This window comes from Micromonospora sp. WMMD1155 (genome assembly GCF_029581275.1).
GTDB lineage: Bacteria > Actinomycetota > Actinomycetes > Mycobacteriales > Micromonosporaceae > Micromonospora.
Window position 1 is genome coordinate 4208869 of record NZ_CP120742.1, and the last position, 23854, is coordinate 4232722.

Annotated in this window: 19 protein-coding genes and 1 pseudogene; 17 read left to right on the top strand and 3 right to left on the bottom strand. The window is 70.9% G+C overall.

Translation table 11 applies throughout. The features are described 5' to 3' along the window. The first annotated feature begins 65 nt into the window (after positions 1-65). Positions 66-1965 (top strand): annotated as a pseudogene (gene dnaG / locus O7617_RS19420) (DNA primase). Next, entirely contained in the window at positions 1966-2502 is a 537-nt protein-coding gene (locus tag O7617_RS19425) for a hypothetical protein (RefSeq protein WP_282257185.1), read from the top strand. 9 nt (positions 2503-2511) lie between these two features. Here O7617_RS19425 and O7617_RS19430 read toward each other — a convergent pair whose 3' ends face one another. Both O7617_RS19430 and O7617_RS19435 read right to left on the bottom strand, forming a co-directional pair. Further along, complete coding sequence (locus O7617_RS19430; protein WP_282257186.1) at positions 2512-3519, bottom strand: TAXI family TRAP transporter solute-binding subunit; 1008 nt, start codon at positions 3517-3519, stop codon at positions 2512-2514. Next, positions 3516-6083: a TRAP transporter fused permease subunit gene (locus O7617_RS19435; protein WP_282257187.1), complete on the bottom strand. Its 2568-nt coding sequence runs from the start codon at positions 6081-6083 to the stop codon at positions 3516-3518. Before O7617_RS19435 ends, O7617_RS19430 begins: the two co-directional genes overlap by 4 nt. A 267-nt stretch (positions 6084-6350) precedes the next feature. On the opposite strand from O7617_RS19435, the gene O7617_RS19440 reads away from it, so the two are divergent. The 7 genes from O7617_RS19440 to O7617_RS19475 all read left to right on the top strand — a co-directional run bounded on the left by O7617_RS19440 (position 6351) and on the right by O7617_RS19475 (position 12522). Further along, positions 6351-7283, top strand: a complete 933-nt coding sequence (locus O7617_RS19440) for an ATP-binding cassette domain-containing protein (RefSeq protein ID WP_282257188.1) — start codon at positions 6351-6353, stop codon at positions 7281-7283. A 119-nt stretch (positions 7284-7402) separates the two neighbouring features. Continuing rightward, positions 7403-7942, top strand: coding sequence for a hypothetical protein (locus O7617_RS19445; RefSeq protein WP_282257189.1), 540 nt, complete (start codon positions 7403-7405; stop codon positions 7940-7942). A gap of 514 nt (positions 7943-8456) precedes the next feature. After that, positions 8457-9245 carry a helix-turn-helix transcriptional regulator gene (locus tag O7617_RS19455; RefSeq protein WP_282257191.1) on the top strand — a complete coding sequence of 263 codons (789 nt, stop codon included), beginning with the start codon at positions 8457-8459 and terminating at the stop codon, positions 9243-9245. Next, the gene (locus O7617_RS19460; RefSeq protein WP_282257192.1) at positions 9236-9430 is read left to right on the top strand and encodes a DUF397 domain-containing protein; all 195 of its coding nucleotides are present in this window, start codon (positions 9236-9238) and stop codon (positions 9428-9430) included. The genes O7617_RS19455 and O7617_RS19460 overlap by 10 nt, the downstream gene beginning before the upstream one ends. 392 nt (positions 9431-9822) lie before the next feature. Beyond that, positions 9823-10611 (top strand): ABC transporter permease, encoded by a 789-nt coding sequence (locus tag O7617_RS19465; protein ID WP_282257193.1) that lies wholly within the window; start codon positions 9823-9825, stop codon positions 10609-10611. 11 nt (positions 10612-10622) lie between these two features. Next, positions 10623-11432, top strand: a complete 810-nt coding sequence (locus O7617_RS19470; RefSeq protein ID WP_282257194.1) for an ABC transporter permease — start codon at positions 10623-10625, stop codon at positions 11430-11432. Between the two features lie 64 nt (positions 11433-11496). Further along, on the top strand, positions 11497-12522 hold the full coding sequence (locus O7617_RS19475; protein WP_282257195.1) for a YihY/virulence factor BrkB family protein: 1026 nt from the start codon (positions 11497-11499) through the stop codon (positions 12520-12522). Positions 12523-12593: 71 nt separating this feature from the next. Here the strand turns inward: O7617_RS19475 and O7617_RS19480 are convergent, their stop codons facing one another. After that, positions 12594-13067, bottom strand: a complete 474-nt coding sequence (locus O7617_RS19480; protein ID WP_282257196.1) for a hypothetical protein — start codon at positions 13065-13067, stop codon at positions 12594-12596. A 741-nt stretch (positions 13068-13808) separates the two neighbouring features. On the opposite strand from O7617_RS19480, the gene O7617_RS19485 reads away from it, so the two are divergent. The 8 genes from O7617_RS19485 to O7617_RS19520 all read left to right on the top strand — a co-directional run bounded on the left by O7617_RS19485 (position 13809) and on the right by O7617_RS19520 (position 23841). Further along, positions 13809-14987: an ROK family protein gene (locus O7617_RS19485; RefSeq protein ID WP_282257197.1), complete on the top strand. Its 1179-nt coding sequence runs from the start codon at positions 13809-13811 to the stop codon at positions 14985-14987. A gap of 193 nt (positions 14988-15180) precedes the next feature. Then, complete coding sequence (locus O7617_RS19490; protein WP_282264797.1) at positions 15181-16689, top strand: sugar ABC transporter ATP-binding protein; 1509 nt, start codon at positions 15181-15183, stop codon at positions 16687-16689. Further along, positions 16686-17807 (top strand): ABC transporter permease, encoded by a 1122-nt coding sequence (locus tag O7617_RS19495; RefSeq protein ID WP_282257199.1) that lies wholly within the window; start codon positions 16686-16688, stop codon positions 17805-17807. Before O7617_RS19490 ends, O7617_RS19495 begins: the two co-directional genes overlap by 4 nt. 98 nt (positions 17808-17905) lie before the next feature. Next, positions 17906-18958, top strand: a complete 1053-nt coding sequence (locus O7617_RS19500; protein WP_282257201.1) for a substrate-binding domain-containing protein — start codon at positions 17906-17908, stop codon at positions 18956-18958. A 21-nt stretch (positions 18959-18979) separates the two neighbouring features. After that, a complete protein-coding gene (locus tag O7617_RS19505; protein WP_282257202.1) occupies positions 18980-20188 on the top strand; it encodes a Gfo/Idh/MocA family oxidoreductase in 1209 nt (402 codons plus the stop codon). 620 nt (positions 20189-20808) lie between these two features. Beyond that, complete coding sequence (locus O7617_RS19510) at positions 20809-21975, top strand: inositol-3-phosphate synthase (protein ID WP_282257204.1); 1167 nt, start codon at positions 20809-20811, stop codon at positions 21973-21975. Beyond that, positions 21959-22879 (top strand): SCO3242 family prenyltransferase, encoded by a 921-nt coding sequence (locus O7617_RS19515; RefSeq protein ID WP_282257206.1) that lies wholly within the window; start codon positions 21959-21961, stop codon positions 22877-22879. Before O7617_RS19510 ends, O7617_RS19515 begins: the two co-directional genes overlap by 17 nt. After that, complete coding sequence (locus tag O7617_RS19520) at positions 22876-23841, top strand: sugar phosphate isomerase/epimerase family protein (RefSeq protein ID WP_282257208.1); 966 nt, start codon at positions 22876-22878, stop codon at positions 23839-23841. The genes O7617_RS19515 and O7617_RS19520 overlap by 4 nt, the downstream gene beginning before the upstream one ends. Positions 23842-23854 lie beyond the last annotated feature (13 nt).

A 23854-nucleotide genomic window follows, 5' to 3' on the forward strand; every position in this document is an offset into this window, starting at 1 on the left:
GCCGGCAGCGGCGGTCGCCACACCGGCGTCCCCCGGGCGGCGTGTCGACGGTCGGGCAGGGCAGGATGTACGGCGAGGGGGTGGCGCATGGCTGGGCGGATCCGGGACGAGGACATCGCGCTGGTCCGGGAACGCACCTCGATCGCGGATGTGATCTCCGAGACCGTCACCCTGAAGTCCGCCGGCGGCGGCAACCTCAAGGGTCTGTGCCCGTTCCACGACGAGAAGAGCCCGTCGTTCAACGTGTCACCGGCCCGCAACGTGTGGTACTGCTTCGGCTGCGGGGCCGGCGGCGACGCGATCAAGTTCCTGATGGACGCCGACCACCTCAGCTTCGTGGAGTCCGTCGAGCGGTTGGCCGGACGCGCCGGCATCCAACTGCGCTACGTCGAGGACGACCGGAGCACCCCGCGCCCCCGACCGCAGCAGGGCCAGCGTCAGCGCCTCGTCGCCGCGCACGCCGCGGCTGTCGAGTTCTACCGGGCGCAGCTCGGCACGGCGGGCGCCCGACCGGCACGGGAGTTCCTGGCCAAGCGGGGGTTCGACCGGGCCGCCGCCGAGCGCTACGGCTGCGGCTTCGCGCCGGACGGCTGGGACCTGCTCACCAAGCACCTGCGCCAGCAGGGTTTCACCCACCAGGAGCTGGTCACCGCCGGGCTGTCCCGGGAGGCCCGCTCCGGCAGCCTGATCGACAGGTTCCGCCGCCGGCTGCTCTGGCCGATCCGCGACCTGGCCGGTGACGTGATCGGCTTCGGCGCGCGCAAACTCTTCGACGACGACGACGGCCCGAAGTACCTGAACACCCCCGAGACGCCGATCTACAAGAAGTCGCAGGTGCTCTACGGCATCGACCAGGCCAAACGGGAGATCGCCAAGCAGGGGCGGGCGGTGATCGTCGAGGGGTACACCGACGTGATGGCCTGCCACCTGGCCGGGGTGACCACCGCTGTGGCGACCTGCGGCACCGCGTTCGCCGCGGACCACATCGCGGTTCTGCGCCGCCTCCTGTTCGACAGCGACGAGGTGGCCGGGGAGATCATCTTCACCTTCGACGGCGACGCCGCCGGTCAGAAGGCCGCGCTGCGCGCCTTCGAGGACGACCAACGGTTCGTCGGGCGTACGTTCATCGCCGTCAGCCCGGACAACATGGACCCGTGCGACCTGCGGCTGGCCAAGGGCGACCTGGCGGTACGGGACCTGGTCGCGCGCCGCGAGCCGCTCGTCGACTTCGCGCTGCGGCACGTGATCGGCCGCTTCGACCTGGACACCGTCGACGGCCGGGTCGAGGCCATGCGGCACGCCGCGCCGCTGGTCGCGCGCCTCAAGGACCGGGAGAAGCGCCCGGAGTACGTCCGCAAGCTCGCCATGGACCTCGGCATGGAGATCGAGCCGGTGCAGCGGGCGGTGCTCGCCGCCGCCAACACCCCGCAGCCCGGCACGCGCGACGCCGCACCCGCCCGCCCCACGCCGGCCCGCCCCGAGCCGGAGGTGGACAGCCCGCAGTCGATGGTCGAGCGGGAGGCGCTCAAGCTCGCCCTCCAACAGCCGGTCCTGGCCGGGCCGATGTTCGACGCGGTCGAGGCGTCGGAATACCGCCACCCCGTGCACATCGCGGTGCGGACGGCCATCGCGGCTGCCGGTGGCGCCGCGTCGGCGACCGGCGGCGCGGTCTGGATCGAGTCGGTCCGAGACGCCTGCGACGACCTGGCGGCGGCGGCGCTGGTCGGCGAGTTGGCGGTGGAGCCGCTGCGCATCGACGGTGAGCCGGACCCACGCTACGTGTCGATCACCATGGCGCGGGTGCAGTTCGGCTCGGTGACCGCGCGGATCCGTGATCTCAAGTCGCGCATCCAGCGGATCAACCCGGTCAACAACAAGGACGAGTACTTCGCGGCCTTCGGCGAGCTGCTGTCCCTGGAGCAGCACGCCCGGGCGCTTCGCGAGCAGGCTGCGGGAGGGCTCTAGATGGGACTGTTCAGCCGCAAGCCGAAACTGCCACCGGCCGACCGGCCTCCGCTGACCGCCGACGAACGGGTGCTGGCCTGGGCGGCGGTCGGCAACGGCGAGGGCGACGGCGTGGCGGTCGCCACCAACCTCGGGCTGTGGCTGCCCGGGCGGGGGCACCGGCTCGGTTGGCACGACATCCTCAAGGCCGTCTGGTCCGGCCGGGAGCTGACCGTCACCCCAGCCGAGACCGTCCTCGACCGCGACGGCTACACGGTGGTCGCCGACGGCCCGGCCGAGACGTACTTCCTCCTCGACCCGCGGGAGCTGCCCCACCAGGTGCGGGCGCGGGTGACCCGCTCGGTCGCGTACACCCAGCACCAGCCGGTGCCCGGCGGCGCGGCGCGGGTCGCGGCCCGCCGCACGGCCGGGGCCGACGGTCTGACCTGGACGGTCCGACTCGACCCCGGCACACCGGCGGACGACGAGGCCGTGCTCGCCGAGACCGACCGTCTGGTCGGTGTGGCCCGCGCCGCCACCGCGCCCGCCGACCTCTGACCCGTCGGGTCAGTTCGCGCCGAGGTCCGTCAACGCCTTGTCGGCGCCCCGGTGCAGCGGCACCGGCAGGGTCCTGCGGGCCCTCTCCAGCGAGATCCCCTTGGCCGCCGGGTTGGCCTGGGCCAGGGCGTCGCGCTTGTCGAACACCGTCCGCGTGATCGCGCAGGCGACGTTGGCGTCCAGGTCCTTGCGGACCAACAACACATTGGGTACGACGATCGTCGGGGTGTCGGCCGCCGTCTGGTACGCGTCCCGGCCGATCGTGCCCTCCTGGTAGCCGGGGCTCAGCGCGGCCATCTTCGGCAGCAGCGGCGCGAGGTCGACGAACCTCACCGTGTCGCCGGCCGTGGTGAACAGGTCGGTGAGGCCCCCGGTGGGCAGACCACCGGACCAGAAGAACCCGTCGACGCTTCCGTCCTTGATCCCCTCGACCGTCTTGGTCAGGTCCAGGCGCTGCGCCCGGATGTCCTTCGCCGGGTCGAGACCGGCGGCCTCCAACAGCCGGTTCGCGATCACCTCGGTGCCGGACTTCGGTGAGCCGGTGGAGATGCGCTTGCCGCGCATGTCGGCCACCGAGGTGATCCCGGAGTCGTTGCGGACCACCACCTGCGTGTAGTTGTCGTAGATGCGGGCCAGTGCCTGCACCGGCTGCGGCGAGGTGAAGCTGCCCTTGCCCTCGACCGCGTTCACGGCCGTGTCGAACAGCGAGAACGCCACGTCGTACTGGCCGGCGACGAGCTGTTCGACGTTCTGCACCGAGGCGCCGGTCTCGGCGGCGGTGCCGGTGAGCTTGCCGCCGGTCGCCCCGGACAACTGCCCGGCCAGGGCGTTGCCGACCACGTAGTAGACGCCCGTCGCGTTGCCGGTGGCGATGCCGACGCGGGTCTCCTTGGTCACCTCGCAGGTGACCTCGCTGGCCGTGTCGTCGGTGGCCGCACCGCCCTGCTGACCTCCGCAACCCGCGACGAGGGCGAGCACGCTCAGGCCCGCGGCGAGCCGTACGTCGATTCGTCTCACAGTTTCTCCTCCACAGGATCGGACGGTTGTCGGTCGGCGGATCGGCGTCGCAGGAACACACCGGCCGCCGCGACGGCGGCCAATACCGTGCCGACGGTGACCGGCACGGGTTCGAGCCAGAGCAGGGTGACCCCGGCGAGCGCGCCCAGCACCCGCTCCGGGGCGCCGGCCGGGCCCACGCCGGGCAGCCACCCACCGGCGGCGACGGCGAGCACCGCCACACTGAGCGCGGTGACCACGGCGGCGAACGCGATGCGCCGGACCCCGCCGACGCCGAGCAACCCCAGCCCGGCCGGCGTGATGACGAACGCGATCGGGGTCAGGTACGCGGGCAGCGCGTACCGCAGGGTCTGCCACATGGTCGGCACCAGACGGCCGCCGGTGACCGCGGCGGCGGCCACCGCGGCGAGCGCGGTCGGCGGCGACACCTCGGACAGGACCGCGAAGTAGAAGACGAACATCGCCGCGGCGGGCGCTGTCACACCCAGGTCGAGCAGGGCCGGGCCGACGATCACCCAACCGATCACGAACGAGGCGGTGACCGGCACGGCCAGGCCGAGCAGGCTGAGCGCGACGGCGGCGAGCAGCGCGGTGAGCACCAGGACCAGTGTCGGGTCCGAGGTGACCGCCTCCGCCCCGCCGATCAACAGCGCCGCCGCCTGCGGCCCGAGACCGGTCTTCGTGGTGGTCGCCGTGATGATTCCGGCGGCGGCGCAGACGGCCGTCACCGCGAGCACGCCGCGTACCCCGGTGACGAGCGCGGTCACCAGCCGGGCCGGGGTGAGCCGGTGCGCACGGTCTTGCGTGGAGGTGTTCGTCTGGCCTTGCGCGGCGGTGTTCGTCCGGTCTTGTGCGGGGGTGTTCGTCTGGCCTCGTGCGGGGGTGTTCGTCTGGCCTCGCGCGGGCGCCAGGAACGACAGCGCGACGGCCAGGATGGTGGCGAAGACGACGGCCCTCGTCGCGGACATGCCGACCGCGAGGAAGACGATGATGGCGATCAGCGAGGCGAAGTGGTAGCCGAAGCGGGCCAGCAGACGCCAGGGCGAGCCGACGTCGATGACGACGGGGCGTACGCCGGACCGGCGCGCGTCGATCTCCACCGAGAGCAGGATGCCGAGGTAGTAGAGTCCCGTCGGGACCGTCGCCCAGCCCAGCACCTGCAGGTACGAGACGCCCAGGTACTCGGCGATGATGAACGCCGCAGCACCCAGGGTGGGCGGGGAGAGGATCGCGCCCACCCCGGCCGCCGCCAACATGCCACCGGCCCGTTCCGGGGGATAGCCCGCGCGACGTAGCAGCGGCCAGGTGACCGCGCCGATGCTGACCGTCGTCGCCGCCCCGGAGCCGGAGACGGTGCCGAGCAGGAAACCGGAGGCCACCGCCGTCCGCCCGGCGGCGGTACGCGAGCGGCGGAACGCGGCGGCCGACAACTCGACGAAGAACCGCCCGGCCCCGGACAGCTCCAGCACCGCGCCGTAGATGGTGAACAGCACGATGTACGAGGCGGCCACGTCCAGGGGAGTGCCGTAGAAACCGCTGTCGGAGTTGTAGAACGCGTCCACCAGTTGGCTGAAGTCGAGGCCGGCGTGCGCGACCGGCCAGGACTGCGGCAGCAGCCCACCGTAGTAGCCGTAACCGAGGAACAGCAGGCACACCGCCGGCAGGATCCACCCGGTGGTGCGCCGGCACGCCTCCAGCAGCAGGAGCAGCAGGACGGTGCCCAGCACCAGGTCCATCGGCGCCAGCAGGCCCTGCCGGTCGAGGAAGGCGTTGTAGCCGCCGCCACCCGTACCGATCGTCATCGGCAGGACGGGGTACAGGCAGGCTGCCGCGGCCAGCACGACCAGCACCCAGTCGGCGACGGTGGGCCGCGCCCGGGTGCTTTCGCTATCGCGGTCGGCGTTGTCGCGGTCGGTGCTGTCACGCCGCCGCCGGGCGCGGAGCCGGGCCGGCAGCCGCAGGTCGGCCGGGTAGGCGAGAAAGACAAGAGGGAGTACGCCGGCCAGGAAGATGATCAAGTAGTACTTGCTGCCCTGCGACAGTGGGCGGAACACCTGCCAGAGAGCCAGTGCGCCGACCGCCAGCGACACCCCGGTGAGGAGCAGACCCGCCGGCCCGGTCAACACCCGGCCCGGCTTCTCGTCCTCGAACTGGGCGGCGAGGTCCCGGGTGGCCTGTTCGGCGACGGAGCCGCCGTCGGCGGAACGAGTCCGGTCGGCTGTGCTCAGGTGGACCGTACTCGGGTGTGGTCCGGTCGAGTCGTTGCCGATCGGGTCGGGCCTGGAGGTGTCGTTGCCGGTCGGGTCGGCCCTGGGTGTGTCGTTGCCGGTTGGGGCGGGCTTGGACGCCTCGTCGCCGGTCGGGTCGGGCCTGGAGGTGTCGTTCTCGCTGTGGTCCGGCTCGGTCGGGTCGGTGGCTGGTTGGGTCGGGTGGACGCCGTCGGGCTCGGCCGTCGGACGTGGCCGAGGTGCCGCACGGTCGGCGCTCGCCGTGGGCCCGCCAGTGGGAGAGTTGGCTGGTCGAGCAGGGGACGACGATCCATCGGGCGTACTGATGGGCGACACGAAGGGACGATACACGTCGATCGGTCGGTGGGTGGGGCATTGATCGGCGTTTCGGCCGCGCGGTCCGCCGAGGGCGGTGCGGCGGTGGTGGTGGTGCTGGCCGGCGCGTTGACGACGATGTCGCCGGTGGGACGACTTGGGCGGCGGTTGTGCGGGTGCGGCGGTTGTGCGGGTGGGGCGGGGTGCGGCGGCGGTGGTGCGCGGTCGGTTGGTCGTGGGCGGATATTTGCGTGGAGGGCTGTCGGACCCGGCGGTTAGGGTCGGGCGGTGACTTCGAGGCGACCACTGATTCAGGCTCGTGGGCTGGTGAAGCGGTTCGGTGACTTCACCGCGGTGGACGGCATCGACGTCGAGGTGCTCTCGGGTGAGGCGTTCGGTTTCCTCGGGCCCAACGGCGCCGGCAAGTCCTCCACCATGCGGATGGTCGGCTGCGTCTCGCCGCCCACGGCCGGTGAGCTGCGCATCCTCGGCCTCGATCCGGTGGCTGACGGCCCGGCGATCCGGGCGCGTCTCGGTGTGTGCCCACAGTTGGACAATCTCGATCCGGAGCTGACCGTCCGGGAGAACCTGACCGTCTACGCCCGCTACTTCGGCATCTCCCGCCGGGCCGCCCGGGAGCGGGCGGCTGAGCTGCTCGACTTCGTCCAGCTCACCGAGCGGGCCGACAGCAAGGTCGAGCCGTTGTCCGGCGGGATGAAGCGGCGGCTGACCATCGCTCGTGCCCTGGTCAACGACCCGGAGATCGTGCTGCTGGACGAGCCGACCACCGGGCTCGACCCGCAGGCGCGGCATTTGGTGTGGGAGCGGCTGTTCCGGCTCAAGCAGCAGGGCGTGACGCTGGTGCTGACGACGCACTACATGGACGAGGCCGAGCAGCTCTGCGACCGGCTGGTGGTGATGGACGGCGGGCGCATCGTCGCCGAGGGCTCACCGCGCGCGCTGATCGAGCAGCACTCCACCCGTGAGGTGGTCGAGCTGCGTTTCGCCGCCGAGTCACAGGAGCCGTTCGCGGGCAAGCTCGCCGGGCTGGGGGAGCGGGTGGAGGTGCTGCCCGACCGCGTCCTGCTCTACGTGTCCCACGGCGACTCGGCGGTCGCCGAGGTCACCGCGTTGGGGCTCAATCCGGCCAACGTGCTGGTGCGGCGCAGCGGCCTGGAGGACGTCTTCCTGCACCTGACCGGTCGCACCCTGGTCGACTGAGCGTCCACAAGGGATTGAAGGCAGCTCAGCCGCACGTCCTCCGGCGTGTCACACCGCTGACCTGCCAACGATCACGCTCGACTGGAAACACGAGCCGCATTCCGACCATGGGGGTTTTCTTGTCCGAACCGGTGATCGCCAACCGACGTCAGGCCGGGCTGACCGCTCTCTACCTGGGCGTCTTCGCGATGGTCTGGTTCAGTGTGCCGGCGGCCGAGCAACCGCTGCGGGCCCTGCTCGTGGTGGGCAGCATCGCCGCACTGCTCAGCGCCGTGCTGGGAGGTGTGCTGGCCGCCCGACTCCGCGGTGCAGGCAGCCCCCGGGACCGGGCAGCCGACCGCCCGTACCTGCTCATCGTCGTCACCGAGTTCGCCGCCGCCGGGCTGGGTGCCGCCGTGCTGGTCGCCGCCGGCTGGTCCGAGTACGTGCCGGTGCTGGTCTGCCTGGTGGTCGGCCTGCACTTCTTCCCGCTCGCCCCGCTCCTGCGGGATCCGCTGCTTCGTCCGCTCGGCGTCGCGCTGTGCCTGGTCGCGGCGGCGGGGCTCGTCACCGGCCTCGCCTCGGCGGTCTCCGCGGGTCTGGTGGTCGGCGTCGGCGCGGGACTGCTGCTGCTCGGCTACGCAGTGCAGGCGCTGGTCCGCGCGTACCGACCGGCCTGAGCGAACGCCGACGAGCACCGCTCAACGGGCTCTGGCCCAGGTGACGAATCTGTCGGTCAGCGGATCGTGTCCAGGCAGATCCCCGGCCGCTTCGTCCAGCAACGCGGCGAGGTAGATGAGCAGTCCGGTGCGGTTGTCGCGATACTCACCGAGTAACGACAGGCGGGCGGGCGAGCACGGCCACGCGGCACCGCAGACCCGGCACCGCCAGGACGGGCGTGCCGCCACGTGCGGGCGGTAGCGGGGCATCAGTGCCCGCCACCGTCATGAGCCGACCAGGTGAGTCGCACGAAGGAACCTCCATCGGTGGGTGGAAGCGCCCCGGACCGGGGGTCCCGGGGCGCTCCCGGCCTGGTTCCGCCCGCCGTCCGATCCCGTGAGCGGTTCCGCTGGGTGACAGTCTGGTGATCCCGCGACTACGGTGGGAGGTTCCGCATGTCGACGGCCAGCGCGTACGTCGGGCGGTCCGGCACGGTACGAAGATGTACGGAGGTTGTCCGTGGAGAGTTCGTCCATGCTGGAGCACTTCGCGGAGGAACTGCGGCTGGCCCGAGCCTCCAGCGGCATGTCACAGGCAGGGCTCGCCGACGCGCTGAGCTACTCGGGTGCGCTGGTCGCCAAGGTGGAGACGTCCGAGCGTCGACCGAGTCTGGACTTCGCGCGACGGTGTGACGCCGTGTTCCAGGCCGACGGACGGTTCGAGCGCATCCAACGGCGGATCAGCCGGGAGACCGTCGTACCGTGGTTCCGCGACTGGGCCGGCATCGAACAGGAAACCACCGCCCTGCGCTCGTTCGAGCCGCTTTGTGTGCCAGGTTTGTTGCAGACCGAGGGCTACGCGCGCGCCCTACTGACCGGCGGCGGGCTGTTCGCGCCGGACGAGATCGAGCAACAGGTGACGACCAGGCTTGACCGGCAGGCGCTGCTCGCCCGTGACCGACCACCGCTGCTTACGGCCGTGATCGACGAGCACGTGCTGCGCCGAACCGTCGGCGGGCCGGAAGTCATGCGCGAGCAGATCCAGCACCTCGTGAAACTTGGCTCGACGATCCCCCGGGTCCGAATCCAGGTAGTGCCGACCTCCGCTGGTGCTTACGCTGGGCTCGGAGGGCCCTTCGTGATCGCTAGCTCGGCGCAGGGAGAGGACCTTGTCTACCTCGCTGGCCAGCGTCATGGGCAGGTCATCGACCGATCCGATTACGTGCGTCAGATGGTCGAGGTATGGGAGTCGATCCGGGGTGAGGCACTATCGCACGGGCAGTCCCTTGATCTCATGGCGGAAGTGGCGGAGACATGGATTTGACCGGTGCCTGGTGGCGCAGGAGCACTCGTAGTGGCCCGGACGGCGGCAACTGCGTGGAGGTTGCCGACAATCTGTCCGGGCTGGTGGCCGTCCGGGATTCCAAGGACCCGGCCGGGCCGGTGCTCGTCTTCACGCCCGAGGCGTGGCGCACGTTCGTCGGGTCCGATCCCGTCCGCCGGGTGTGATCGACTCCAGGTCGGCGATATGGGGGTGTCCCGGGCGCGGCGATACCGCCTCATCGCCGATGTGGAGTGGATCGTCACGACGACCCGCCGCGAGCAAGGTGTGGTGCCACCGAAGACCCGGCTGACGAGTGGGCGAGCCCGACGACTGCGCGTCGGTCCGCTGATCGACTCGGATTTCAGGAGAACGGGGCATCCGGCGGCGATTGATACCCCGACTTTCTGCAAACCGAGTCGATCAAGGCTGCGGGCGCGTCGAGCATGGTCGGCGCGCCGGTCGAGGTCGGCGAAACCCGGACGACGCGTCGACCGCGTAGCCGTAGGGTGACCGGCGGTCTGTCGTACCCCGGGGGTAGACAGGTCGTGATGGCCGGCGCGGTGGGCGGGGTGGTCGTGTGAGTGTGGCGGGGTCGACGCGGTTCCCGTGGGTGCCGGCGTACGCGGTGTTCGAGCACTACCTGGTCGGTCTGCGGCGCACCTGGCGGGCGGGGGTGTTCTCCTCTTTCCTGTTGCCGGTGCTGACGGTCCTCGGCTTCGGGCTGGGCGTCGGGGCCTACATCGACCAGGGTGTCGGCGGGGTGCGTTACGTCGACTGGTTGGTGCCCGGTCTGATCGCCTCGACCGCGCTCCAGGTGACCGTCGGCGATTCCACCTGGCCGGTGTTCAGCAACTTCCAGTGGGTCAAGACCTACTTCTCGCAGGCCGCCTCACCGCTGCGGGTGGGCGACATCGTGGCCGGGCACCTGGCCTTCGTGCTGTTCCGGGTGCTCACCACGATCGCGGCGTTCCTGCTGGTCACCGGGCTGTTCGGAGCGTTGCGGTCGCCGTGGGCGGTGGCCACCCTGCCGGTCGTGGCGGTGCTCGCGCTGGCCGTCGCCGCGCCGACCTTCGCGTACGCCGCGTCGGTGTCGAGCGACAGCTGGCTCGCGATGCTGTTCCGGTTCGCGGTCATCCCGATGACGCTCTTCGCCGGGGTGTTCTTCCCGGTCGAGTCGTTGCCTGACGCGCTGCGGTGGCTGGCATACGTGACGCCGTTGTGGCACGCCGTCGACCTGTGCCGCGCGGCCACGTTGGGTGTCGCCCCGCAGTGGTCGATCGTCGGGCACGTGCTCTACCTGGGTGCCTGGGCCGCCGCCGGTTGGCTGTTGGCGGTGCGCACCTTCCGTCGCAAGCTCGTCGTCTGAGAGAGGCTGTCGTGGTCACGCTGATCCTGCCCCGGCTGGTCGACGTCTCCGCCGCGTCCCGGCGGTCGGCGTCAGTGGTCGAGCGCAACGTCGCGGCGCTGAAGTCGGTCTACTGGCTGCTGCTGCTCTCCGGCTTCGTGGAGCCGCTGCTCTACCTGCTCTCCATCGGGGTGGGCGTCGGCGCGCTGGTCGGCGATCTGCCGCTGCCCGATGGGCGGCTGGTTTCGTACGCCGCGTTCGTGGCCCCGGCGATGCTCGCCTCCTCGGCGATGACCGGCGCGCTCGCGGAGACCACGTTCAACTTCTTCGGCAAGATGAAATACATGAAGCTGTACGACGGGATGATCGCCACCCCGGTACGGCCGTTCGAGATCGCCGTCGGCGAGCTGGGTTGGGCGATGCTGCGGGGCAGCGCCTACTCGGCCGCGTTCCTCGGGGTGATGGTCGCTCTGGATCTGACCAGCGTGACCCGGGCGCTGACCGCTCTGCCGGCGGCGGTGCTGGTCGGGTTCGCGTTCGGGGCGCTTGGCATGGCGATCTCCACGCTCATGCGGAGCTGGCAGGATTTCGACCTGGTCGGCTCCGCCCAGTTCACCCTCTTCCTGTTCTCCGGCACCTTCGTGCCGGCGCAGGCCTACCCGACGGTGCTGCGCTGGCTGGTCGAGATCACTCCGCTCTACCGCTCGGTGCACCTGATCCGTGGGGTCACGTTGGGCAGCGGCGGGTGGCTCTGGCTGCTCGACGTGCTCTACCTGCTGGTGGTGATGGCGGTCGGCCTGCTGGTGGCCTCGCGCCGGATGGGCAGGTTGCTCTACAAGTAGGGGTTACGCCCGACCGTCGACGGGGCATGTCCGGAGGTGACACCGCCGACGATGAGGAGGGGCGATGGCCTCGAACGAGTCTCCCGCCCAGCGGGAGCAGGAGCGTGCTCCCGCCAGCGCGCCGGTCGGTCCCGACGCGGGCCCGGACAGCCCCACCGACCTGCCCGGCAGTGGATGGAAGGCGGCCCTACGTCGGACGATCAGCGAATTCCAGGACGACAGCCTGACCGACTGGGCGGCGGCGCTCACCTACTACGGGGTGTTGTCCATCTTCCCCGGCCTGCTGGTGCTGATCTCGATCCTCGGCCTGCTCGGCGAGAGCGCCACCCAGGGCGTCACGGACACTGTCAACCAGGCGGTGCCCGAAGACAGCATCCGGAAGATCATCACCGACGCGATCGGTGCCGCTGACAACGGTGGCTTGGCCAGCATCGCGGCGATCATCGGTCTGGTGGCGGCGTTCTGGTCCGCCTCCGGCTACGTCGGCGCGTTCATGCGCGCCTCGAACACGATCTACGACGTGCCGGAGGGGCGGCCGATCTGGAAGACGCTGCCGATCCGGCTCGGCGTGACGGCGGTGATCGGGGTGCTGCTGCTGGCCAGCGCGGTGATCGTGGTGTTCACCGGTCGCCTGGCCGAGTCGGTCGGCGACGTGATCGGGGTCGGCTCGACGGCGGTCGCGGTGTGGGACATCGCCAAGTGGCCGGTGCTGCTGGTCCTGGTCAGCCTGATGTTCGCGATTCTCTACTGGGCTTCGCCGAACGCGCGCCACGGTGGTTTCCGCTGGGTCAGCCCGGGCGGTGTGCTGGCGGTGGTGATCTGGCTGGTGATCTCCGGGCTGTTCGCGTTCTACGTGAGCAACTTCGGGTCGTACGACAAGACGTACGGGACGCTGGCCGGCGTGATCATCTTCTTGGTCTGGCTGTGGCTCAGCAACATCGCGATCCTGCTGGGCGCCGAGTTCGACGCCGAGTTGGAGCGCGGTCGAGCCATCGCGGCGGGGCACGCCGCCGACGACGAGCCGTACGTCGAACTGCGTGACGACCGCAAGCTCCGCAAGAAGCGCAACCAGCGCGGTTCGGTCGACTGACATGATGCTTCCCTGGCTGCCGGAAACATGCTGAAACCGGCAGCCAGGGAAGCGCATTGTGGAGCCGACCGTCAGCTACAGGCTGAGGTGAGGCACCAACCGTTGAGGGTGACTTCCTGGAGGTCGTTCACCTTGTGCCAACCGGGGTAGTATTTGTTGCCCACGCTGTCGTAATAAATGTAGCCGCTGGGCACCTGGAAACCGTCGGTGTCACGGAAGTCGTAGTAATACGACGAGTCGGATGCGCTGCCCTGGCCGGCTGGCAACCACATCGTCTTGCTGTTGGTCGGCCAGTTGCCCGAGAGCTTCACGGATCGGCCCAGCCGGTTCTTCACCTCACCGCAGAAGATGCCGGCGGTGCAGTTTCCGAGCGGGGCGAAGTCCGAGCCAGCGGGGTTGGAAGCGGCCTGCTGGACGGGCGCGGCGGCCGCTGACGCGACGGCGGAGCCCGTCGATTCCGGCGCTGCCTGGGCCGCCGATGGCACCAGGAAAGCGAAGAAGGTCGCTGCGGACACGGCCGCGATAAATCGCGTCGGTCGATTCATTGGGGTCCTTCCCGTCGGGGTTTTCGGGCACGACAGAACGGCGTTTCATCGCGATAGGAGATTTGCGGTGCGCGATTCGACCCGGTGGCTGTCGATGTCCAGGGACGCTATCGGTCACGTTGATGACTGTCAACGTCCTTTGCAATTGTTGTGGTGCTGGACGCGGGCTGTTCAGCAGGCCCTCCGCCGGCGTATTAGCTGCTTGAGCAGGGTTTTGCGCCGACGCCGCGAGAGCGCCCGGCGCCGCTGGAGTTCCGCCCGAGCTGACCCCATCGGATTCGCCCGACCCGCGCTGGGTTGAGACCTGCCCGCCCTGCCCGCGCCTGCGCCGACTGCTCGTCCTCAAGATCCGCGCAGTATCGGGGATGTTGCTGCCTCCACGCGTAGGGAGGCAGCACTTTCCCCGATACTGCGCGGATCTTCCGGCGGATTCCGCGCTCTCCGGTGGGGCGGGCGCTCATGATCGTGAAACAACCTGGATGTAGTGGTCTCCCGGCGCGTCGACACCCCTGCCTCGAGGATGTTGCGCGGGGCGCGGGGCGGACAGGGCGGACAGGGCTGACGCACGGCGTCGCCGATCCGTCCTCCGCAAGCACGACCAAAACTTCTGTCCGTTTGAGCAAAAGTTAGCGCCGGAACAGCCGAAGCTCTGGACAGCTGATGCGAGCGCTTCTACTGTGTCGGACACAACACATCGGCATTGCGTCGATGTGAACGATGCCAATGCAGAGGCGGCTCTCGGTGCGAACGGTCGACCCCCTACACGTGCGACTGTTGCGGTTGCTCCGCGACGAGGGAGCCGTGTCGCGGGCCGAGCTGGGCGACCGACTCCAGATGCCGCGCCCGCGCATGCTCGCCGAGCTGGACCGTCTGGTCGCCCTGGGTTACGTCGCCGAGGCGGGGCTCGCCGCCTCCCGGGGTGGCCGTCGCTCGACGCTGGTCGAGCTGAACCCGAAGCTGCGCTTCGCCGCCGTCGACCTCGGTGCCAGCTCGATGGACATCGAGGTGGTCAACGGCCGCCTCGAACCGGTGGCCCACTACGGCGAGGCGGCCGACATCCGTAACGGTCCGAAGGTGACCCTGCAACGGGTCAACGAGTTGCTGCACAAGGCCCGGGTCGACGGGGCGTACGAGCGGTTGGACGCGGTCGGCATCGGCGTACCCGGTCCGGTCAGCTTCCGCGACGGCGTTCCGGTGTCGCCGCCGATCATGCCGGGCTGGGACCGGCACCCCGTTCGCGAGCTGCTCAGCCGGGAGCACGGCTGCCCGGCGGTGGTCGACAACGACGTCAACATCATGGCGATCGGTGAGCGCCATGGTGGAGTCGCCCACTCGGTGGACGACTTTCTCTTCGTGAAGATCGGCACCGGCATCGGGTGCGGCATCTACCTCACCGGCGAGGTCTACCGGGGCACCGACGGTTGCGCCGGCGACATCGGCCACATTCAGGTCGACTCGCACGGTCCGATGTGTTCGTGCGGCAACGTCGGTTGCCTGGAAGCGCTGTTCAGCGGTGCCGCGTTGGCCAAGGAGGCCACGGCCGCGGCCCGCAGCGGGGCGTCACCGGCGTTGGCCGAGCGGATGGCCCTGCGTGGTGTGGTGACCGCCCTCGACGTCGCCGAGGGTGCCGTCGAGGGTGACGTGACCTGCATCCAGCTGATCCGTGACGGCGGACGGCGGGTCGGTGGTGTGCTCGCCGGCCTGGTCAGCTTCACCAATCCGTCGATGATCGTGATCGGCGGCGGGTTGGCCCAGCTCGGGCACATCCTGCTCGCCGAGATCCGCAGCGTGGTCTACCGCCGTTCGCTGCCGTTGGCCACCGGCAACCTGCCCGTCGTGCTGTCCGAGCTCGGTGGTCGAGCCGGCGTCGCCGGAGCGGCAGTGCTGGCCAGCGACGTCGCCTTCGCGGAAGCCGCATGAAGTTGACCGAGATGCTGTCGTGAGCGAGGAGGAGACTGTGGCTCTGCCCGAGGATGACCCCGCCACCGCGTCGGCCGAGGCCGCCGCAGCCGCCACCGCGTCGGCCGAGGCCGTCGCAGCCGCCACCGCGTCGGCCGAGGCCGTCGCCGAGGCACCGCTGGTCGAGGCTCCCGCCGACACCGTCGCGGGCGAGGTGGTCCTGCGCCTCACCGATCTGGTCAAGACCTTCCCCGGCGTACGCGCGCTCGACGGCGTGCAGCTGGAGGTGCGTGCCGGCGAGGTGCACTGCCTGCTCGGGCAGAACGGCGCGGGCAAGTCCACCCTGATCAAGGTGCTCGCCGGGGTGCACCAACCGGATTCGGGGCAGGTGGAGTGGCGCGGGGAACCGGCGACGTTCGCCAACCCGCAGGCCGCCATGAAGGCCGGCATCGCGACCATCTACCAGGAGCTCGACCTCGTCGAGGACCTGTCGGTGGCAGAGAACGCCTTCCTCGGCCACGAGTACCGCAACCTCGGGTTCGTTCAGCGCGGCCGGATGGCCCGGCACACCAGGCAGATCCTCAGCCGGCTCGGTCACGCCGAGATCCCGCCGGGGCGGATGGTCCGGTCGTTGCCGGCGGCGGGCAAGCAGATCGTCAGCATGGCCCGGGCGCTGTCGCACGAGGCTCGACTGATCATCATGGACGAGCCGAGCGCGGTGTTGGCCCACGACGAGGTCGGCAACCTGTTCCGGATCATCCGGGAGCTGACCGCGCAGGGCATCGCCGTCATCTACATCTCGCACCGGCTGGAGGAGATCCGCGAGATCGGGGACCGGGTCACCGTACTCAAGGACGGCCGGACCACGGCGGCCAACCTGCCGGCGCGCGACACCCCGACCCGCGACCTGGTCAGCCGGATGACCGGCCGGACCATCGAGTACGTCTTCCCGGATCGGCCGACCGACGACACCGCGGGCGACGACCTGCTCCAGGTGGAGGGGTTGACCCGCACCGGTGAGTTCGCCGACGTCTCGCTGAACGTGCGCGCCGGGGAGATCGTCGGCATCGCGGGGCTGGTCGGCTCCGGTCGCTCCGAACTGCTGGAGACGATCTACGGTGCCCGCCTCCCGGATGCCGGTCAGGTCCGGATGAGCGGGAAGGTGCTGCGTCCCGGCGTCGGCTCGGCGGTCCGGGCCGGCATGGGGATGGCCCCGGAGGAACGCAAGAGCCAGGCGTTGCTGCTCGGTGAACCGATCTACCGCAACGTCACGCTGGCCACCTTCGGCCGGTACGCGCGGCTCGGTTTCACCGACGCCGCCAAGGAACGCGCCGAGGCGGACCGGATCGCGGAGACCCTGGAGCTGCGGCCCCGGGACGTCGACCGGCCGGTACGCACGCTGTCCGGCGGTAACCAGCAGAAGGTGGTGGTCGGGCGGTGGCTGCTCGGCGGCACCAAGCTGTTGCTGCTGGACGAGCCCACCCGGGGCGTGGACGTGGGCGCCCGGGCTGAGCTCTACCAGGTCATCCGGTCGTTGGCCGCGCAGGGCGTCGGGGTGTTGCTGGTCTCCAGCGAGGTGCCCGAGGTGCTGGGTCTGGCCGACCGGGTGCTGGTGATGCGGGAGGGGCGGGTCGTCCGCGAAGCCGCGGCCGGCGAACTCGACGAGAACACTGTGCTCGACCTCGTGATGGCGGGGTCCTTGATGGAAGGCGCACCGGCATGAGCGACGCGACTCCCACTCCCACCGCGACACCGGAGCGCCCGCAGCTTCCGGCACAGTCGCCGCCGGTGGACCCGGCGGAGACGGCGGTGGCCGGCGACATGGCAACCTCGGGCCGGCTCTCCTGGTGGCGCGGGGACGGCGGCGACGGCGCCAAGCGCAACCTCGGTCTGATCGGTGTGCTGGTCGCGCTCATCGTGGTCGGCGCGATCACGAAGCCGGACCTGTACGGCGACCCGAATTGGGTGTGGAACAACGTCCTGGCCATCCTCCAGCTCGCCTCGGTCGTCGGCGTGGTCACCGTCGGGATGACCTTCGTGATCATCGGCGGCGGCATCGACCTGTCGGTGGGTGCGATCGTCGCGCTGGCCGGCGTCTGGTGCACCACCGTCGCCACCCAGAACTTCGGCGCCGGCGGCATGATCTTCACCGCCCTGGTGGTCGGCCTCTGCGTCGGCCTCGTCAACGGTGTGCTCATCTCGTACGGCCGGTTGGTCCCCTTCATCGCGACGCTCGCGATGCTGGTGGCCGCGCGCGGGCTCGCGGCGTCGATCTCCAACAAGCAGACCCAGGTGTCGAGCAGCACCTTCATCAACGACATCGCGGCCCGCAAGGTGATCGGGATCCCGATCCTCGTCTACATCCTCGGCGCGGTGGTGCTGGCCGGGTGGGTCCTGCTCAACCGGACGACCTTCGGCCGGCGGACCATCGCCGTCGGCGGTAACCCGGAGGCGGCACGGCTGGCCGGCATCAACGTCCGGCGGCACACCATGCTGCTCTACGCGCTCTCGGGTCTCTGCTGCGGCATCGCCGCCATCATGCTCACCTCGCAGGCCACCTCGGCGCAGGCGGCCATGGCCAACCTGTACGAGCTGGACGCGATCGCCGCGGCGATCATCGGCGGGACGCTGCTCAGCGGGGGTCGCGGCACGATCGTCGGCTCGCTGCTCGGCGTCATCATCTTCGCCACGATCACGAACCTCTTCGCCATCAACGGCCTCTCCATCGAGGCGCAGAACATGGTCAAGGGCGGCATCATCGTCGCCGCCGTCCTGATCCAGCAGTTCCAGTACAAGTCAGTCACTCGGCTCCTCGCGCGGAACAGGGTCACCACCGCCTGACGCACCGCACCGTTGTCCCTGGCCACGTCGAAACTTTCGACGTGGGCAGGGCCCCGCACACCCTCAATCAGTCAGATACCGCTTCCAGGAGGTCGTTCATGACCCAGCACAGTCGCGACCTGTCGCGCCGCCGGTTGCTCTTCGGCGGGGCCGCAGTCGGCGCTGCCACCCTGCTGACCGCCTGCACCAGCAACGAGACTCCGGCGGCCAGCACCCAGACCAAGGCCGCCGGCGGCGGCGAGGGCAACAACGCCCCCGGCAAGAAGGTCGTCATCGGCTTCTCCGCGCCGGCCGCCGACCACGGCTGGATGGGCGCCATCCACGCCAACGCCAAGGCCCAGGCCGCGGCGTACTCGGACGTGGAGTTCAAGGAGGTCGACGGTGGCTCGAGCTCCGAGGCCCAGCGCTCCACCCTCGGCACGCTGATCGCCCAGAAGCCGGACATCATCGTCGTGCTGCCGCACGACGGCAAGGAGGTCAACGCCGTTGCCCTGCAGGCCATGCAGGCCGGCATCCCGATCGTCAACCTCGACCGGATCTTCCCGGACGCACTGGCGTCGCGGCTGGTGATCAAGGGTGACAACTACGGCATGGGCGTCGCCGCCGGCCACTTCATCGGCAAGATGCTCAAGGACAAGGGCGTCACCAACCCGGTCATCGGTGAGATCGCCGGTCTGGAGATCCCGCTGACCGTCGAGCGCAGCACTGGCTTCAACGCGGCCCTGGCGACCTACGGGTTCAAGGTGGAGAACCGCCGCTCGGCGGAGTTCACCTCGGACAGCGGCCAGCGCGAGGCGGCGCAGCTGCTCCAGGCGCTGCCGAAGATCGACGCGATCTGGAACCACGACGACGACCAGGGCATCGGCGTGCTGGCCGCGATCAAGCAGGCCAACCGGTCCGAGTTCTTCATGGTCGGCGGTGCCGGCTCCAAGCTCGCGATCGACGCGATCAAGGCCGACAACACCGTGCTCAAGGCGACGGTCACCTACAACCCGTCGATGGCCTCCTCGGCGATCTCGCTCGCGCGGCTCATCGCGCAGGGCCGGGGCATGGGAGACCTGACGGAGCTCCAGGTGCCCAAGGAAGTGACCCTGGCCTCCGAGACGATCACCAAGGAGAACGCGAGCAGCTACGACAAGCTCGGGTTCTGACATACCGGGGGGAGACCCACCTTGTCCACGACAGACAAAGAACTGCGGGTCGGCATGGTCGGCTACGCGTTCATGGGCGCCGCGCACTCACAGGCGTGGCGCACCGTGAATCGCGTGTTCGACCTGCCGGCGCGGGCCCGGATGGCGCTGATCTGCGGTCGAGACACTTCGAAGGTGGCGGACGCCGCCGACCGACTCGGCTGGGAGGCGTACACCACGGACTGGCGTGACCTGATCAACCGGGACGACATCGACGTGATCGATGTGTGCACCCCGGGCGACAGCCACGCCGAGATCGCCCTCGCCGCGTTGGCCGCCGGCAAGCACGTCCTGTGCGAGAAGCCGTTGGCCAACACGGTGGAGGAGGCGCGGGCGATGACCGCTGCGGCGGAGGTCGCCCGGGCCGCCGGAGTGCGGTCGATGTGCGGGTTCAACTACCGCCGGGTCCCCGCGGTCACGATGATGCGGCAGTTGGTCGCCGACGGACGGCTCGGGGTGATTCGACACGTCCGTGCGACGTACCTGCAGGACTGGATCGTGGACCCGCAGTTCCCGCTGGTCTGGCGGTTGCAGAAAGACAGGGCGGGCTCCGGCGCGCTCGGTGACATCGGTGCCCACATCATCGACCTGACCCAGTTCGTCACCGGTCAGCGGATCAGCGGGGTCAGCGCGGTCACCGAGACCTTCGTCAAGGAGCGGCCGTTGCCGGCCGAGTCGAGCGGTCTGGCGGCCACCGTGGACGGCGGCAGCGCGCCCACCGGGCCGGTCACCGTCGACGACGCCGCGGTGTTCGTGGCCCGCCTCGACGGTGGCGCACTGGCCACGTACGAGGCGAGCCGGTTCGCCACCGGCCGCAAGAACGCGCTGCGCGTCGAGATCAACGGCTCGCTGGGCAGCGTGGTCTTCGACCTGGAGCGGCTCAACGAGCTGGAGTTCTACGACGCCACCCGGCCCACCGCGGAACAGGGGTTCAGCCGCATCCTGGTGACCGAGGGCGAGCACCCGTACATGTCGGCGTGGTGGCCCCCGGGCCACATCATCGGCTACGAGCACTCGTTCACGCACGAGATGCGCGACTTCATCGAGGCGGTCGCCACCGGTGTCGACCCGACTCCCTCGTTCGCCGACGCGTTGCAGGTCCAGCTCGTGCTGGACGCGGTGGCCCGGTCGGCGGGACTCGGCTCCTCCTGGACCGAGGTGGAACCGGCGCTGACCGCGGCGACCGTCTGACCATCGACCATCCGCGACGGCGGTGTTCGCACCGCCGTCGCCCGACCGGCTTCCCGAAGCCGACCGGCGAGGACCGACCGCGGATTGCGCCCCGCGGCCGGAACGAGGTCGGCGTCGGAGAGCGTGCGGCCGGGCCTGACGGCCCGGTGGCGCACGAGCAGGACGGTCGTCCGGTGCGACCGGACCGGGATTCCCCGGCCGCACCGGAGGACCGCCACCATCGGTGGAATCCGTAGGACCTGACCAGACCGCCCGCCGTTGCCCCCACCCGTACCGCATGCACTCGCCGACGTCCGGCGGGTCGTGCGTCCGGTGACCTGGTGGGCGCGGCGGCCTGAGACGCCCGGCCGGGGCATGCCAACGCCCCGATCGGTCGGATGCGGGGGAGGCAGGGTCGAGACGCCGACCCGACCCTGTCTACCAAGCCCCGTCTGCCTGTACCCGGGCCGGAATCCGGTCCGGCGTCGTCGCCGCCGACGCCGACGTCGGAAACCGGTGCCGATCCGGTGCGGGGAGGGCGGACGGGGCCCCTCGACCAAGGCCGTATCGTTCCGAAAGATATTCTGATATTCCTATATTTAGTGGTACCGACGGTTCCTCGTGAACGGGGAAGGAGCACCATGCGAACAGGTGTCTGGCTGGTAGGAGCGCGCGGATCCGTCGCGACCACCAGCATCGTCGGAGGGCTCGCGCTGCGGGCCGGCCTGGCCGGACCGACCGGCTGCGTCACCGAGCTCCCCGAGCTGCGAGGCCCCGCTCTGCCGGGCTTCGCCGACCTCGTCTTCGGCGGTCACGACCTGGCCACCACCCCGCTGTGCAAGCGCGCCGAGACCCTCGCCGACGCCGGCGTCATCCCGTGGCGGCTGGTCGCCGCGCTCCGCGACGAGTTGAGCGTGGTCGAGCAGGAGTTGCGCCCCGCTCCGGTCGGCGACACCCAGGCCGACCGGGCCGAGGCGGTGGTCCGCGACCTGACCGGCTTCCGCGAACGGCACGAGCTGGACCGGGTGGTGGTGGTCAACGTCTCCGCCACCGAGCCGGCCCCGCAGCCGCACCCCGGGCACGCCGACCCGGCCGCACTGCGAGCGGCCCTCGCCGGGCCGGACGACGTGCTGCCGGTCAGCTCCCTCTACGCGTACGCGGCGCTGCTGGCCGGTTGTCCGTACGTCGACTTCACCCCGTCCACCGGGCTGCGGCTGCCCGCCCTGGCGGCGCTGGCCGAAGAGGCCGGCCTGCCGTACGCGGGGCACGACGGCAAGACCGGGGAGACGCTGGTCAAGTCCGTGCTCGCGCCGATGTTCGCGATGCGCAACCTGGACGTGCGCTCCTGGTCCGGGTTCAACCTGCTCGGCGGTGGCGACGGCGCCACCCTGGCCGACCCGGCCGCGAACGCGGCGAAGGTGCAGAGCAAGCAGCGGGTGCTCGGCGAGACGCTGGGCTACGTCCCGCAGGGCGGCACGCGCATCGAGTACGTCGAGGAGTTGGGCGACTTCAAGACCGCCTGGGATCTGATCACCTTCGCCGGCTTCCTCGGCACCGGCATGCGGATGGAGTTCACCTGGCACGGCTGCGACTCCGCGCTGGCCGCGCCGCTGGTGCTGGACCTGGCCCGGCTCACCGCCGCCGCGCACGCCGCCGGGCGGGTGGGCCCGCTGGCCGAGCTGGGGTTCTTCTTCAAGGACCCGATCGGCGCGCCCACCCACTCGCTGGGCGAGCAGTGGGCCCGGTTGACCGACTTCACCAGGCACCTGCACGCCGGTGGGAACGGTGACCATGACAACGTTGGCTGACCTCGCCGAGTTGGTCCGGGCACCGGCCGCGCTCTCGGTGCCCGGTGACGTGGTCGCCGGAGCGGCGGCGGCCGGGGCGTTGGGTCCGCGTACCCCTGCCCTGGCCGGCGCCTCGGTGCTGCTCTACTGGGCCGGGATGGCCGCCAACGACTGGGCCGACCGCGGCCTGGACGCCGAGGAACGCCCCGAGCGGCCCATCCCCAGCGGGCGGGTCACCCCGGCCGCCGCAGTCGGTCTCGCGGCGGGTCTCACGGCCGCGGGCGTGGGCCTGGCCGCCGCCGTGGGCGGTCGCCGCGCCGCCGCGCTCGCCGTGCCGCTGGCCGCCACCATCTGGGGGTACGACCTGCTGGCCAAGAACACCGCCGCCGGCCCGGCCGTGATGGCCGCCTGTCGAGGGTTGGACGTGCTGCTCGGCGCATCCGGCGGTCGGCTGACCCGGGCGTTACCGGCGGCGGCGACGGTCGCCGCGCACACCTGGACGGTGACCGCGCTGTCCCGCCGCGAGGTCAGTGGAGCCGAGGCCACCCTGCCCATGCGTACCCTCGCGGGCACGGCTGTGGTCGCCGCCAGTGCCGCCGTCCCGGCCACCCGACGCGCGATCACCCGACGACCGGACGACCCGTCCGCCGCGCGCCCCGAGCGGTCCCGGGCGGCCGGTGTCGCGGCCGTGCTGCCCGCGGTGCTGGCCGGGTGGTACGCGGCCCGCTACGGGGCGGCCCAGGTCGAGGTGGTCCGCGACCCGTCGGCCGGTCGGGTCCGCGCCGCCGTCGGCGCGGGCATCACCGGCCTGCCCGCCCTCCAGGGTGCGTTGACCGCTCGGGGTGGAGCCGGCCTGCTCGGGTTGGTCGTCGCGGCGGCCGCGCCGCTGGGCCGACGGTTGGCCCGGAAGGTCTCCCCGACATGACGGTTCCCCAGGCCCGGCCCGCCCCGTCGGCCGCGGGCGCCACCCCGCCGGGCCTGCCGGCCGGGGATGCCACCACGCTGCGGCTCGGGTACGGGACGAACGGCTTCAACAACCACCGCCTCGACGACGCGCTCGCCGTCATCGCCGATCTCGGCTACGTCGGGGTGGCGCTCACCCTGGACCACGACTACCTGGACCCGTTCGCGCCCGGCCTCCCCCGTCGGGTCGCCGCCGTCAGCCGCCGGTTGCACGAGCTGGGGCTCGCGGTGGTGATCGAGACCGGCGCCCGGTACCTGCTCGACCCGTGGCACAAGCACGCGCCGACGTTGCTGCACGACGACCCGACCCGGCGGATCGAGTTCCTGCGCCGGGCCGTCCGGATCGGCGCGGACCTGGGCGCCGAGGCGGTGTCCTTCTGGGCCGGTGTCCGGCCCGAGTCGGTGTCCCCGCAGTGCGCCTGGGACCGGCTGGTGGCCGGCTGCGCCACAGTCGTCGACGCGGCCGACACCGCGGGCGTCACCCTCGGCTTCGAGCCGGAGCCGGGCATGCTCGTGCAGGACATCGCCGACTGGCGTCGGCTGCGCGCCGCGCTCGGTGACCCGGCCCGGTTCGGCATCACCCTCGACATCGGCCATTGCCGCTGCCTGGAGCCGTGGCCGGTGCCGCAGTGCGTCAGCGAGGTGGCCGCCCACCTGGTCAACGTGCAGATCGACGACATGCGTCGGGGCGTGCACGAACACCTGGAATTCGGCGTCGGTGAGATCGACTTTCCGCCGGTGCTGGCGGCCCTGGCGGCGGCCGGCTATCGCGGGCTGGTCGCGGTGGAACTACCCCGCGACTCGCATGCCGCCCCCGCCGTGGCCGCCCGGTCGATCGAGTTCCTGCGAGCCGCCGCCGCGACCGCGGCGGCCGTGCGCACTGAGGACGAGGTGCCCACAGGCACACCTGGGGTGCCGGCGTAGCGACAAGGGGAGG

Excerpts from the sequence above, each read along its gene's own strand:
- O7617_RS19425 (WP_282257185.1), top strand. The coding sequence starts at position 1,966 with ATGGGACTGTTCAGCCGCAAGCCGAAACTGCCACCGGCCGACCGGCCT.
- O7617_RS19455 (WP_282257191.1), top strand. The coding sequence starts at position 8,457 with ATGCTGGAGCACTTCGCGGAGGAACTGCGGCTGGCCCGAGCCTCCAGC.
- O7617_RS19460 (WP_282257192.1), top strand. The coding sequence starts at position 9,236 with ATGGATTTGACCGGTGCCTGGTGGCGCAGGAGCACTCGTAGTGGCCCG.
- O7617_RS19475 (WP_282257195.1), top strand. The coding sequence starts at position 11,497 with ATGGCCTCGAACGAGTCTCCCGCCCAGCGGGAGCAGGAGCGTGCTCCC.
- O7617_RS19480 (WP_282257196.1), bottom strand. The coding sequence starts at position 13,067 with ATGAATCGACCGACGCGATTTATCGCGGCCGTGTCCGCAGCGACCTTC.
- O7617_RS19495 (WP_282257199.1), top strand. The coding sequence starts at position 16,686 with ATGAGCGACGCGACTCCCACTCCCACCGCGACACCGGAGCGCCCGCAG.
- O7617_RS19500 (WP_282257201.1), top strand. The coding sequence starts at position 17,906 with ATGACCCAGCACAGTCGCGACCTGTCGCGCCGCCGGTTGCTCTTCGGC.
- O7617_RS19510 (WP_282257204.1), top strand. The coding sequence starts at position 20,809 with ATGCGAACAGGTGTCTGGCTGGTAGGAGCGCGCGGATCCGTCGCGACC.
- O7617_RS19515 (WP_282257206.1), top strand. The coding sequence starts at position 21,959 with ATGACAACGTTGGCTGACCTCGCCGAGTTGGTCCGGGCACCGGCCGCG.
- O7617_RS19520 (WP_282257208.1), top strand. The coding sequence starts at position 22,876 with ATGACGGTTCCCCAGGCCCGGCCCGCCCCGTCGGCCGCGGGCGCCACC.